Origin of the sequence: Bradyrhizobium sp. SEMIA, assembly GCF_014844175.1 — a bacterium.
Lineage (GTDB): Bacteria > Pseudomonadota > Alphaproteobacteria > Rhizobiales > Xanthobacteraceae > Bradyrhizobium > Bradyrhizobium arachidis.
Genome location: NZ_CP046601.1, coordinates 7356589 through 7370237 on the forward strand (window position 1 = coordinate 7356589; position 13649 = coordinate 7370237).

The 13649-nt window shown below is 57.6% G+C and carries 9 protein-coding genes; 1 reads left to right on the plus strand and 8 read right to left on the minus strand.

Translation table 11 applies throughout. The annotated features are described in order from the left end of the window. Positions 1 to 84 precede the first annotated feature (84 nt). From FOM02_RS35595 to FOM02_RS35610, 4 genes are all read right to left on the minus strand, one after another. Positions 85 to 534: a hypothetical protein gene (locus tag FOM02_RS35595; protein ID WP_265440743.1), complete on the minus strand. Its 450-nt coding sequence runs from the start codon at positions 532 to 534 to the stop codon at positions 85 to 87. Between the two features lie 239 nt (positions 535 to 773). Next, a complete protein-coding gene (locus FOM02_RS35600) occupies positions 774 to 3056 on the minus strand; it encodes a di-heme-cytochrome C peroxidase (protein ID WP_322596924.1) in 2283 nt (760 codons plus the stop codon). Positions 3057 to 3102: 46 nt separating this feature from the next. After that, complete coding sequence (locus tag FOM02_RS35605) at positions 3103 to 4404, minus strand: hypothetical protein (protein WP_231164243.1); 1302 nt, start codon at positions 4402 to 4404, stop codon at positions 3103 to 3105. Between the two features lie 179 nt (positions 4405 to 4583). Then, positions 4584 to 7805 carry a hypothetical protein gene (locus FOM02_RS35610; protein WP_265440744.1) on the minus strand — a complete coding sequence of 1074 codons (3222 nt, stop codon included), beginning with the start codon at positions 7803 to 7805 and terminating at the stop codon, positions 4584 to 4586. Between the two features lie 753 nt (positions 7806 to 8558). Between FOM02_RS35610 and FOM02_RS35615 the strand changes: the two genes are divergently transcribed. After that, a complete protein-coding gene (locus tag FOM02_RS35615; protein ID WP_265440745.1) occupies positions 8559 to 9383 on the plus strand; it encodes a hypothetical protein in 825 nt (274 codons plus the stop codon). 825 nt (positions 9384 to 10208) lie between these two features. Here FOM02_RS35615 and FOM02_RS35620 read toward each other — a convergent pair. The 4 genes from FOM02_RS35620 to FOM02_RS35635 all read right to left on the minus strand — a co-directional run bounded on the left by FOM02_RS35620 (position 10209) and on the right by FOM02_RS35635 (position 13506). Next, entirely contained in the window at positions 10209 to 10736 is a 528-nt protein-coding gene (locus FOM02_RS35620; protein WP_265440746.1) for a hypothetical protein, read from the minus strand. Positions 10737 to 10921: 185 nt separating this feature from the next. Next, a complete protein-coding gene (locus FOM02_RS35625) occupies positions 10922 to 11398 on the minus strand; it encodes a hypothetical protein (RefSeq protein WP_265440747.1) in 477 nt (158 codons plus the stop codon). 138 nt (positions 11399 to 11536) lie between these two features. Continuing rightward, entirely contained in the window at positions 11537 to 12322 is a 786-nt protein-coding gene (locus FOM02_RS35630; RefSeq protein ID WP_265440748.1) for a hypothetical protein, read from the minus strand. Positions 12323 to 12468: 146 nt separating this feature from the next. After that, the gene (locus FOM02_RS35635) at positions 12469 to 13506 is read right to left on the minus strand and encodes a hypothetical protein (RefSeq protein WP_265440749.1); all 1038 of its coding nucleotides are present in this window, start codon (positions 13504 to 13506) and stop codon (positions 12469 to 12471) included. Positions 13507 to 13649: the final 143 nt, after the last annotated feature.

Here is a 13649-nt window from a genome sequence, read left to right on the forward strand (position 1 = left end):
CCATTGTGATTGCGAGCGCCCGAGTTCACTGGGGATGCGCTTCTTAATACAACGAAGTCGCATCGGTGGCCGTGTCGCAAAGCGCTAATGATCCATTCTCAATGCGTGTTCGATCAATACCCGATTTCCGTGCAGGGTCGCCCCCTCATCGCCAATTGAGGCAGATAACCCAATGAACCCCCGCCCGGCCTCACGTGGCTTGTATCCTATCGCACCCAACGCGATGACCGCTAAAGTTTCGGTCTGTGCGAATGCCTGTAATCTGCTGCCGCACTTTCTAAAAGCCTCCCCGGCATCGGCCAGTCTTTTTTTAATCGCCTCGACCTGTGGGTCTCGTGGCCTGAACATATTTGGGCGTAACTCAACAGGTACTGCGCTTACATTGCCGAAATGTATGAGGGTCTCTATGCATTCCTTCTTTAGATCGAAGAACGCGCGAACAGGTTTGCCGACAAACTCCGCAGTGATCCAGCCAATAACCGCTCCTAAGGCGCCCAGAGCGACCGGTTCAAGCCAAGCAAGAAAGTCGCTCACTGTACGCAGACCTCAAGCGGAAAGGTCGGTGCACCGATTCTGCCGCTTCCTATGCGGTTGGTAGCTGCTGTCATCAAAAGAGCCCCAAAAGGCGCAATCAAGCGCAACTAGCGGACGAGTGCAAGTGGTGAAGGTTCCGATCGCATCCCGAATGGCACGCGCGCTGACGAGGCGCGCGCGACGTCGGCGGAAGCTCAAGGTGGCGGCGCCGACACACAGGCCGACGGGTAACCCATCGCTCATAAAGTCTTGAGATACTCAACAAGCGCTCGGCGCTCGGCTTCGGTCAATTCTGGTCCGATGACGCCAGGCGGCAGCTTCGTTAAGTCGGTTTCCTTGCCCTCGAACGAATGTCCGCGATTGCTGTTGCCAAGCAGCGACACATCAAAGTTTGTAAGGCCGGCCGCACAGCTCTCGATCGCCTTTGCTTTTGTAACAAGCCCGACCTTGACCGGGTCGAACGCACGACTGCCGACGCAAAACGACCTCGGGCGTTCGGCTTGCGGCACCAACATGTCTCTCAGTGTCGGAACGGACCCATTGTGAAGATAAGGAGCCGTTGCCCAAACACCGTCCAATGGGCGGGCCCGGTACTGAGGCTCAAGGGCGAGTACTGTCTCGTCCTTGCCGTTGTGGCTCGCACGCGCCCCGACATAGACCCGCTGGTTTTGGCAGTTCTTCCGAGGCCCCCACATTTGCCGCTTGGTCTCTTCAGAAGTGTCGTTCGCAATGATCCATTGATCGATCGTTTTGCTGACCACGTCCATGAGCGCGAGTACAAACAGAGGATCTACGCCTTTATCTGCCAGAAGGCCACAACCTCCGGCTTTGTTGAGGTCATCTGCAGGATTTAATCCGAGTGACTCGGGTAGGTGAACGCGCCGCGTCGTGAGGACGTTAGATTGTTGGCGGTCGGTGCCGATCGCCGAGACCGGCATCTGGACGACGTTAAAATAATGTCGTCCCCCGATCTCTACCCAATTCTTCTCGCTCTTGGCTGAGCGATCGGGGTTCTCTGCGCGCCAGAACGAGTCTTCCGGCCATTTTTTGTCGAAGGCAGCATCGTTCACCGGGCCTCGGTGGCATTCAAAGCAGTGAGCACGATAAAGATCGCGACCCTGTTCAACGACCTTTTCATCGATCGCCCAGGCCGGGTCACTGCGGAATTTCTCCTGCGCGTCCTTCCATCGGGGGGCTACGAGCCCGGTGAATTTTCTGCCTCCTGCATCTTCAGACGAAAAGGGATCAGTGCCGCGTAGAAGCTCTTCGAACCGCGCGATGTCGGAGAGATGTATGGATGAGGCAAAGAGCGGCCTTCCCGGCGCGGCAGCGGTCATATTGATTTTTGCGCTGACACCGAGCGCTTCGCCTGCATTGCGAACGAGGTCGTTGAGAACAGATGCGTCATACTGTGCCCAAAGGAAATACGGCGTGTCCCAGATCGGTGGAAAGCTCACGGGGGCATCGTGGCGCGCGAAGTTGCCCTTGAGGAGTGGCTCGGACAGTTCGCCGGTCAAGGGATCGAGTAGATTGCTATAGAAAACCTGGTTCCCGATCCGGTTCAGCGCATCAAGTCGACCGAACCCTTCATCGAGATCCGCCACTCCCTGTCCCGTCAAAAGTCTGTCGGTCTCTGCCTTCTGCTTCTTGATCTTTTGGAGTGCTAGCTCAAGATCGCTTCGAAGCTGATTTCGATCGACGCTCTGCCCTTTGATCTGCTCCAGCTTGCTGGCGAAACGCTCGAAACGCCATGGTAAGATCAGCGTGTAGCCGATAGACAGCCCGACGGCTCTTTCAACCTCGCCAAGATTGACCATCGCCGGCCCGCCGTCGAACCGTATGCTGACATTCTTGTATTCGAGATGGCCCGTATGACAGGCGGCGCAGGTTAGCCCAATCTGATCTTCATACGGGACGCCAGTCGCCGGATCGACACCGCCCTTGAGGATGGCAAAGCCGACCGGCAAAGCATTCGGGTTCGCGGGCGAGCTTGGAGTCCAACCGTGGTTGGCTATGTCCCCATTCGGCGCATCGTCGTGATAACCGTATGCGGGCGCAATACCCGCGAAGTCCTTTGAGCCAGGACTGGGAATGAAGCCGAGGCGGCGCAGGTAGTTCTCGTCCGTTAAGCTCGTGTAAGAGAAGGACAGCTCCGGGCGTTCCAGGGCCAAAAACCACTGATAAGGGACAGGGATGGTCGCTGTTCCCTGCGATGTGTGGTGAAACCAGTAACGCTGGCGGGCGCTCCAATTTTGCGGGAGCCAATAAGCGCTTTCGATTTTTGATGGCTCGGGCAGCGTCGCAGGCAGTAATTGAGCGACGAGATTGGCATCGTTCTTGATCTTAAGGGCTGCGTCGCGAACCTTCTCCGGGGCGAAATACACCAGGCCGGCCGCCACGATCACGACAACGATGGTTGCTAATAACAGGCTGGTGATATGAGGCCAGCGCATCAACCAGGAATAAAGACGAGAGCCAAAAGAAGGTCTGCCCATAGCAAGGACTCCATCCATCTTTTTCATCCGTCCAGCCGACCCGGCAGGCTACCGGAAACGGCGACGGTGTCTGTTACTTGTTCAGCAATTGGCTATTGATGAAGGCGACAACGTCGGACGTCTCGGCTGCCGCGCGCCTGGTTATCGTCGCCGCTGCCGGGCCGCCGCGCAAAAAGGATGGGAACCAACCGAAGTTGCGAACATTCCAGTTTTCTTTCGGCCACACCGCGCGGTTGACGCCCAGCGCTACGAAATTTGGAATTTTCCGGGCGAGTGGCTGTGCCGTCTCGGTGTGACAGCTCACGCAATCGGTATTGAAGAAGTGGCTCTTCTTCGTATCGGCAATGGTATTGACGATCTCGATGATGCGGCTGTTGGGCACGTTACCATCGATGAACTCGGAGGTCGAAACACCCTTACGATTACCTTGGGGCAAGGGCGGATTTTGCAACGCCGCGTGTCGACAGGTGACCGGGTTTTGATTGTTCGTGCCCGGTTGCGGGACCACGTGCTTTCCGCCGACGGCGCTGAACATCTGTGCCACGTGCATGCCATCAAGCGTAGGGCCGGGTACCGGGATTAGGCCTGCTTGCGGGACCCTTAACATCGACACGAAAATCCAGGGTTCGGGCGGGGCGATGCCCATCACGGCCATGGTATTGAGACGCTGCGGCGAGAGGTGCTTCTCAATCAAAGCCTTGAGGGCATCGCGGAACGCCTTTGCCGATGCTCCTACAAGACCCGGATGCACATTCAGATCACCCGCAGTCGAGACTTTGACATTGCCAAACTGTCCTGCCCCAAGCTGATCGCGCAAGGACGCGACGTCACGAAGGATCGCCTTGAATGCTTCGTCGTCCGGTTTGAATCGCGGGAAGGGCGCGCAACCGTCCAGAGGCGGGTCCGGGGCGAGAGTGAAGCTGAAGATAAGGTGGCCTGCAGTGTCATGAACCTTGAAGCCGTCCGGCCCGTTGGTCACCGGCTGAATGATGAGCCGGATCTGTGGTTGTCGGCCAAACTGCGCGATGATCTCCGGCGACAATCCCGGCGCGCCCGGATCGATGCGGATGCCGGCCACAAACCAGGCGCCGATCTTTTTCACGGCATCGGGAAACTGAATGTGCCGTGCACCCGAATCCGGCACGCCCGGATGCTCCGGATTTTCGGCGTTGGCGATAAAATGCGCGAAATCCGCGTCGGAAAACAGCCGCTGCGGCGATCCCGAAGGGCCCGCAAGATCGGACACGGCGATCAGATTGGCGAGGTCGGCCGCCGACTTCGGCGGAGGAAAGAGAATGGATACATCATTGGGCGCAAGCGGCCTCGACCCGGCTTGCGCGGGAGCCGTTCCTACCTCCAAAGCTGCGACGAACATCAACCCTGCCGCTAGCAAGCTTGCGAGCCGTCGCGGAAACAGAGATCCGTTGATTTGACCCCTCGCGATCATTGGAAAATCCCCCTGTAAGAGCAAGAATTTAAACATCAGCTGTCGAACAACTACATCTCGCCGCTACGCGCCTCGCCAAGGCAATGCGGGCGACCGGATCAAATCCTTCATTCCTCACCGTAGAATTGGCTTTGCAAGGTCTTGAGTTTCGTCGGATGCAACGCCTCCTCGATACAGCCGAGGAACATCTCACTGCGTGCATTGACCCGCGCGTGATCGGCTGGATGCGTCATATCCGTTTGCAACGCGCGCACCGTTGTCCAGTCGTTCGCACGATCCTTGAGCAATTCGAACAGCGTTCGGCGGTTGTCCGGCGGAGATAACCGGCCGTCCTTATACCGGTGCAGTCGGAAGTGAGCGAAGGTCACCTTAGCCGAGATCTTCGCATCAAATAGCGCGTCGGGTAGCGTTAGCAGATCAAGTCCTTGTAGCTCGCGCAGCTGCACCATCTGATCCTGCGCCTCCTGATACTGCTCACGGCCGACCAATTGATACATTCCTCTCGGGCGAAACAGCCAGCCGTCGTCCGTTCCGGGCTGGTTGCCAAAGTCGTTGTCATCGTAAGCGAGCACGAAATTGGCCAGTTCCTTGGGATGATTCAGCAAAGAGTTCACGTCGACCGCTGGCTTGTTTGCGGCCAGGAGCCTTGAGTTGTTCTTGTCAATGCGATCGCGCCATTTCTGCGGAAGTTGAGAAACCGCGCTGTAAGAAAAGTTCTCGCTGCTGCGAGTAAAATCGGCGCTGTCGTATGAGACGGATCCTAGAATATAGGCAAGGATACGGGGATTCGTTTCCTCGACGCGATCCCATTCCTGCAACAAGGCTTTGACCTGCTCGGCCTGATAGTAGGCCATATAGCTCTTGCGATATGGCGGAACGGGTCGAGGGGCCGGCGAATAATCTTTGCGCGATTCACTCAGCTGGTGCTCGTAGGCGGCGACTTTTTCCTGATATTCCTCATAACCGCGCTGTTGCAACCAATTGCTCTCATAACAAGCAAGCAATGGCTGCGGCTTGATCTTTGGAGTTGGTTGATATTCCTTCGCTAGCTCGTCGGCGTAGGCAGCCCGTGCAAGTTTGGCATCCTTCAGCGTCTCAAATGCGGTCGCGACCGATCCATTCAGAAGATGGAACAACTTCACTTGCAGGCAATCTGCATTGCTCTGCCTTTCGCGGGACTGATCGAAGTCGTCCTTCGGCACGCAGTCCCAAAAGCGGCCGCTGCTCAATGAGATGATGTCCTCGGTCTTCTGGGACAGTGTCCAGCCGAGTGGAAGGCTATAAAACAATCCTGTTATGTCCGTCCGGCCGAACGTTGGAAAGCGCTGAACACTGGACGTCACATCGACGTCGGGCCGACGGTCGATGCTGGTTGCATGATTGAGGGCCACATAGGTACGGGAGGTCCGCGTGCTTAGAAGCGCGCGCACCGGCTCCATGAGCTCTCCGAACATGAATGAACCATGATCGCCGAACTGCCCGCTGACGAGGGACAGCAGGTAAATCCTGAATTTCGGCGCATCGGAGGTGCCCTTGATGGCGTTAAGCTTCTCAATCAGGTCGAGCGCGGTCTCAATCCCAGAGTTCTCCACATATCCGCCGTCCACCAGGCGCGCCTGCGGATGAGAGGTTATGCAGTCATTTTTGACTGAGACGGTCGCCGCTGGCGTCACCCACGGAAAACGTGCGCTCGTGAAAGCGGCCGTGCTCAGCGGAATATGCAGCGAGTGGCTCTTGACCGTTTGGTCCATCCCAGTGCCCTGACGTTCAAGCGCGGCAAGAACACACAGGTCCGTGTCTTTGGGGTGCAGCGAATCGAAATCAAAGGGAGAGATGACGGCCCGTTTGCCGCTGCCCGCATCCGTCGTGTTGAACAACAGGGCGGGCATGTTGTTGTCGGGCGCCCAATGGGACTGGAAGTCAGCCCTTAGCAGATTGGATTGATCGCCGCTGCCCTCGCTGCTGCCGAGGACTCTGTCACCGGCGTTCTCCAACGTGTATTCGAGGAAGCGCGCGCGATCGAAGGCCGGGATCGCGTGCGGTGAAAACATCTGAGTGAAGTCAGTAAACAGAAAGCCGGCAACCAAAGGCGACAGAAAATCTGTTGCCAGAACGCTTGCTACGCGCTGCTCGACCGGCCCAGGAGCATCAATATCTTGGACCCGTCCAACCCCTGCCAGGAAATCCGCGATTTTGGGGCATGTTTTTGCGTCGACGGCATTCGGATCAAGGGACGCATTTTCCGCGTGGAGCGCAGCGGCGAAGATTGCCGAACCGACGCTGCCCCCGGACACACCGCTTATCGCAAACAGATGTTGGCGAAATGCCGGACAGAGATCCTGCATCCGCGCAAGAAACCGCGCGGCATTATTAGCGGCATAGATACCTCCGCCTTGAGCCGCCACAATGAAGACGGGATATTCGCCGAGCCTCTTGGCTTCCTCTACCCGCGGTTTTTGTAAAAGCCACTCGCGGAATGCGGCGGCTGCGGACATGCGCGCCTTTTCCGGCGAGCTGTTTGCTTCAAAGACGGTACGTAGTTCATGGTCGTCACCTCCCAATAAGGAGGCAAGCAGAAACAACCCACCGAACACAACCGGAATAAACGGAAACGCAAATCTGATGGTCAGGAGAGAAAAATGGACCGTAAGACCAAGGACGCAAACCGCAAAGAGGGCGATCACGCCGAACGATCCGACAAATTGTGCGAGCCTATCAGGCACCATAAGGAATGCTGCTGTCAGCAGCACGATGCCGCCGATCGAGAGCGCGAGAAACCTGTAACGGATGAAGTAAGCATTATTAGCGCGGCTCGCTACATCAATCGAACGATCTCTTGATCCCATTCGCCAAGTAAATGTCACGAAACAGACGAGCATGATCAGCATGGTAATGGCGAGGACGAACAGCACGTTCCTCTCAAACGCGAGCGCCTGGTCTTGAATGCGGAAGATGCTTCCGACTTCCTCGACCTCGCCAACCTTTCGCGCCGGCCGCGAGGCGAATTGACCTGCTGTAGCGGCGATGATCGGCAGTGCTCCAAGCAACACGGGAGCAAGTCTTATATAGAAAGCTAGGCGCCCGGAAGGCTGGGGGATTTGCGGCAGGGATGCAGTCGTGAGCTGAAAGGCGCTTGCCCAAATCGCTATCGCAATCACGCCCAAGCCAGCGAACTCCTTGAATGTCACCCAACCAAGGTCGTCGGCGGCTATCCGGTAAAGCTCCTGAATTTGATCTGGCAGGTAGAGCAACACCGAGATAGCTACCGACAGAACAATTATCCATCGAAGGTTGCGCAACAAAGTAAACAGCTGCTCGCGCACAGTCATCGCGTCCTCTCCTCACATATTTATGGAGGTCGCTGGCAAGCCACAGAAGTGGGCTCGGGTACCAAGCATTCGCGCCAGCTCACATTGAAAGCATTGAGCCCAAGCATACGGGCGACTTGAAACAGATTGAATTACGGTCACGCTCTTAGGTAGCGCATTAAACATTGTGCACTTGCCTACAGGAGTGCTCCGGGTTTGTCGATATCTTCAACATGGCGATCGCGGAGTTTTCCTCCAAATGGTCGCGACTTCCGCATCGTCGCGCAAATCGGCTACCGACGTGTCCGGTTGGGACGGCTGATAAAGCGGATCGCGAGCGCTCCATAGGAACCGCATCGTTCGCTTGCAGCCATAACATGCGCTTACCCGCCACAGGGCAGGAGGTAGTCCGCGACGACTCTGCGATCGAGCTGCCGCGACGTCTTGCGGCTTCAAAACGAGAGCTCGCGCTCTTGTTCATCGCGAGTTCCGGCTGAAACGCAAAAAACCGGCGCCGCCGCTACTCTAGTCTAGAGGGATACGGAAGTTGGCCAGCGCGGTGCATTGCGCTCCTGCCGCCGCATCACTGAAGAATAACAGCGATTCCAGGAGCGATGCTCTTGTCGAGAATGCGGTGTTTGCGACTAAACGTCAGTCTCAGGTGTTCGAGCTTTCGTCGCGGATGTGAAGAGTGAGCCACAATTGCGTTGCGGACACGTTCGGGGTAATTTCTTCCCGAGTCCGATAGGAAAGGTAGTGACCGGGGGCCCGGCTATGACCGATCCAATCGTAAAATCGACGAACATTGGCTCTCGAACGAGACTCGCGGCCGTTGCTCGGCTCATGGTCCGTTCGATATTTTTCGTCCTGCCACTCGCTTTCACATGGCTGAAGCTCCGCAATTTGTCCTCGTCAGAGATCGCGCAGCTGATCTCTAACGCGTCTGCCAGCGGGATCGTCTGGAAGACCGCCCTCGTCGTCTATTTCTTCGCGTGGGTGTGGGGAACGCTCTGGGATGTTGGGCTGCAGGAGCGGGTTTACTTGGACGCACCGAACAAAGGCAAGATGCCCTTGCAGGCGTTTGGAATGGCCTTTGCGATCCTCATTGTTGGTGCAGCCTTGGTGTGGGTGGACACATTCCTACAGTTCGTCGGGGTCCTGGCGCTGTTTACCATTGTCGACCATGCCGCGTGGCAATACTTGGTATCTTTTCTTCAGCCCATGATTCAGCACGCCCGCCAAGTATACAGTCACCCGTACGACGCAATTGCGTTGGAGCAGTTACGATTGGTCGAGAACCAAGTCTGCGGCACCTGGAAATGGCGGCGGGGAGTTGTCGGGCTCGTTTGGATTTTTGTTATGCTGGCGCTTGCCCTAGTGATGTCGCCAGAAAGGTCTGTTAGGGCTGGACCAGCCGAAGTTACTTGGGGATTTATCCAGGCGGTGAGCATCCTGATCTGGGTGTTGCTAATGGAGAGTTGGCATTGGTACGTTCGCATGGTGACGAGGATCGGTGTGGACACGTTGGAGCATCTGAGGGACGGATACAGGTTGGTGCCTCTTTCCGCATTGGACATGGCGCGGCGGCCGAGCAGCTAACCAACTGCAAGATTCGGACGTCCATCGGGTAAAGGCGATGTTGAACATCGCCCAAAAAGCGGAGGCGGCCTACGAGGCCGCAATTTCGTTCGCGTCTGAACGGGCTCCCTTGCGGCTCTGGTTTGCCGGCTTCCTCTCGCGTCAGCTGCGGTAATCAAGATCGGGCAATCGAACATCTGCAGAATGCTGAGTCGTTCGCCCCCGAGTCCGCTTTTGTCAAACTTGAGTTCGCGCGTGTGCTCCAATATCAACCTTGCTTGATGACGCTGAAAATCGCCTCAAATCAATCCAGGACAATCCACAAGCTTTAATCGCGCACGCGACGCATGCATCTGGATCTGACAATCCAAACATCGACGGCTCGAAGCCGCACCGCAAGCCCTGATAGATTCATACACTGAGCGCCATGTCGGCCATGCTCGCAGGCATTTTCCTCTCCTGCGAGACGCATTCATCGCCGCGTGTGTGTCAGACTCTTTCTGAGCACGTCTTCGATCGCGCGGGCGACCGCTGCTCAGCCCTTTCAGACAAGCGTTGCATGCGGTTTCAGTCGTCTCGCAATTATCGTTCGATCGCTCTTTCTTTCGCTGACGCCCGCGACGTCGTTACATCGACGACACAGTCGATCTCGCTCGGCGGGACACTTTCCGATCCGCAAGTTCTGCGAGGAAGTTGGGCGTTGTACCGATGGCGAAATGCCTGATGGGCCGAGCGCTGGGGCCGAACTGCTTCAGATAACGGTCGCCACCTGGAGGGATTTGCTCTGTTCCACGTGGCGTCTCGCCCGCCACCACTGGAAGGCCGACCGGCAACCTGGAAAGGAGTTCACTGACACTCCCTTCCGGCGATAAATCCGTAGAACGTGTGGCTTCCAAGATTGAATATCTTTTCCTCCCGCTTACTCGGTGGATCATTCGCGGCCTGGTTGAACTGCAGCGGGGCGCGTGTCGAACCCGGGCCGGCCGCGGGCAAAGCGGCCTTCATCACCGCGGCAGCAATCGAGACGACGCTTTTCAGGACGGCTGTTTCGAGTGCGTCGAGATCCTTTTCGAGGGCGGCCTTTGTCTTGAGAACGTCGCCGTTCATGACCAGTCTCCAGCGAGGAGTGTCGTAGCCCTTTACGCTTGTCTTGATGGCCTTGATGATCGTGCCGTCGCCGAATGTCGTGTTGAAACACTTCTTGCCGTTCTGCGTCGTCATGCGCGCATAGTAGGCCATGTTGACAACGCACAGGCCGATGGCACGCTTCTCGTCGTCGCTTGCGTTCGCGCCGGTCGTCGCTTCCGAGAAGATCGCGCCGACCACAAGCATCTCGTCGGTTTCGGTCGGCAGCGGAAATTCGATCTTGCCCATGGCCTGTCCTCCGTCATGATGCGTCTTCAGTGGACGCACGCCCAAAAACTATGAAAAGCGTCGACGTTCTGATCCAGCAGCAAAGCGGTCCATCTCTCGATTCTGAAACTGCCGGGCAACCAACGACGTCTAGAATAATTGCTCCAAAGGAATCTTCGCATTGCCGCGCGCGACGAAGCGACCCTCTACCCCCGGGGTGCGGCGCGGCCGTATCTCGCAAAGAGGCGTACCACGGCATCGAACTGATAGACCCGGATGTAAGTCCATAGCGCGCTCCGAGCGTCATCGGACAGGTGGCCGATCTTGTCATCGGGGCGGGCCGTCTCCCCCAGAAGAGTTAGCCAATACGAAAATAATTCTCCGAATTCGCGAGCGCCGATCACGCCGTTGACGATGAGATGCTCGATCGATTCCAGCTGCACGAGAAAACCGTCAAACGCAGTGCGTATCGCTCGGTCCCTAGCCGTAAACGATTTTTTCTCTGTCCGCTCCTGCTCCGATCCGCGCCGTGTGTCGACCCAGTGTTGTTTCAAGGCGTCACTCAACTCGGAAGCCGCAACTTCTCCGGCGCCCTTAAGATGGGCGCGTCCGTGGTCGAGCAGCTGCATTGCGAATTTCACGTTCGGGTCATCGTAGAACTCTTTCATATGTTCGACGGCCATGACGGCACGCTCCCGTCTCCGGGCACGATCGGCCTCCTCGCTGTTCCTCCGATATTGATAAAGAGCAAATGCAAACCCCGCCGCGGTTAGGCCCAGTCCAATGAAGGATGCTGCGTTCGAATCCGGCATCTTCAAATCTCAGTAGGGCTTGTCGCCGGTTGCGGGGGCGGCCGTAGTGTACGCTTTGGTGCCAAGATAGGTCGCGTGGCTGACCAGCAGAACCGCAGTGAAGGCAGCGCCCGGATCGGGAAGGTGGTCCAACCCGCTCAGGATGCTGTCCGGAGATATTGCGCGAAGCTGTCCGGTCAGCATCGCGAAATATCCGAGCACCAGGGTGACTGTCAGCACGACGTTCTGCAATCTCGATATGTCGACGTTGCCCGCATCCGTCACCTTCTCGCCCATGAACACATCGGCGATGGATGCCAGGGTAGGATCCGCCCGCGTCTCGAGCCCCGAAGGCGGCGCCGTCAGAAAATCACCGCGACCCGCGAAATCCCTGGCGTCTCTGGCAGATCCTCCCACTGTCGTGACATCCTCAAGTCCCTTGGTCTTGAGGATGAGCGCCGAGATCATCGGCGCGGCAAAAGCGATGCCTAGGGCGGCCGCAATCGATGTCGGGATTTGCGGAAACGCGACCGGCGCCCCTAGCCCCACATTGTATAGGGCGATTGTAGCGAAGCCCCCGAGCGCGACGATGGTCCACAGCGTCACCTGCGCGCGCGCCAGCGATACACGGTTGCGCTCGTCGACCCAGATGCCGTCAACTCGGCCCTTGGTGCCTAGACCGAGAGCGATCGCGAGCCCTGCGATCCCGATCGTCGTCAAGAACAGCTGCAGCAGAATTGACCTCGTTCCGGCGACAAGCTTGGCTCCAAAGAGCATCGCTACGGAGTTGTTGAGAAAACCGGCATCCGCCTTCACAGGAACGAGATTGCCGGCGCTACGCGCGATCAATTCACAGGATGCGGCTTGATCCGCGGCGGCGGCAGCAGCATCGGCATCGGTAGTTCCTGCCGGCTTGTCCTCGGTGGGCGGCGCCGCCAGCCCTACGTTCAGGCATTTGCGTATCAACGCGATTGTCGCGCCGACGTCGCCGAACTCTCTGACGTCCTTTTTGGGAGCTGAACCGTTCTGCGAAGGTGCCGGTGACGCACGCGGTGCAGCTGTAGGTGTCGCCGTCGGTGCAGCCGTGGGGGCGGGTGTTGGTGTTGCCGTGGGGGCGGGCGCGGCGTAGCCGAGGGTGCCGCTGTAGGTGTAGCAGTGGGGGCAGCAGCCGCTTGTACGGCGACGCCCTTTGCTTGTGCCTCCTTCGCGCGAGCTGCCTCGGCCTCCTCAACCTTGCGCGGCATAACGTATTTGTCGCCTTCCTGAAGAAAGGTGCATGCGCCGCGCTTCCACTTCGGAAACAGTTTCTGGTCGTTGATGCAGTTATTGGCCAGCTTGAAGACGATGTCGTATTGGAAATCAGCGGTTGCCATCTCCATGCGGATTGCGCCATCTGCCTCTCCGGTCCGTTTTGCCAGAACGCCGCCGAAGACGAAGAGAATCGATGCTGCAATGCCAATGCCCCATGCGATCCTGCGCGTCGGCGTCGGCACGGTCCATTTTCTGATCGCAAGGCCAGTCGAACTGTAGGATGACACGTAGCCCATCAGACCGGCGGCCGGTGGATCTTTCAGTTCATAGAGACGGAATCGCGCGCCGGCCTTGCTGGAAAACTCTCCAGCCTGGGTCGCGGTCGGCTGAAAAATCCAGGACGGCGGCGCCTGACCGGCGTCGCCCGCGTTGAAAAGCAACCTGCCGTCGGCATCGATCTGCCACAAAGCCGCCTGCTGCGGCAGGCCCTGGCCGCCGTATTTTTCCTCGACGACCCTTCTGACGGCCTCCTTCATGCGGGTGTAGTTCGCGGTCTCATCGGTGCCGACCGAACTTCCCGAGCGCTTCATTTGTCCGAGCAATCCAAGCGGCCGCGCTTTCATCGCGATGTGGGCAAGATCGGACCACAGCCGGTCCAGTGCCTTGTCGGGCTCGTCACCCAGACCGCTCAGTCCGCTGGACTCGCCCCAAACAAATGATGAAATCAATTCAATATCACTGTCAGCCATTGGCTATTTCCCCCAAGCGATCGACTAACGTCGCCCGCGCTTCGCTTCACCTCCGCACTCCCTAGCCAAGCACTATGATGTATGATTAGATGAATTTTGCAATCATAACGCGAATGAAATTTTTAAGCGTGCAGTGCAGCAGC

Coding starts and splice junctions, on each gene's coding strand:
- FOM02_RS35600 (WP_322596924.1), bottom strand. CDS start 3,056: ATGAAAAAGATGGATGGAGTCCTTGCTATGGGCAGACCTTCTTTTGGC.
- FOM02_RS35605 (WP_231164243.1), bottom strand. CDS start 4,404: ATGTTCGTCGCAGCTTTGGAGGTAGGAACGGCTCCCGCGCAAGCCGGG.
- FOM02_RS35610 (WP_265440744.1), bottom strand. CDS start 7,805: ATGACTGTGCGCGAGCAGCTGTTTACTTTGTTGCGCAACCTTCGATGG.
- FOM02_RS35615 (WP_265440745.1), top strand. CDS start 8,559: ATGACCGATCCAATCGTAAAATCGACGAACATTGGCTCTCGAACGAGA.
- FOM02_RS35620 (WP_265440746.1), bottom strand. CDS start 10,736: ATGGGCAAGATCGAATTTCCGCTGCCGACCGAAACCGACGAGATGCTT.
- FOM02_RS35625 (WP_265440747.1), bottom strand. CDS start 11,398: ATGGCCGTCGAACATATGAAAGAGTTCTACGATGACCCGAACGTGAAA.
- FOM02_RS35635 (WP_265440749.1), bottom strand. CDS start 13,506: ATGGCTGACAGTGATATTGAATTGATTTCATCATTTGTTTGGGGCGAG.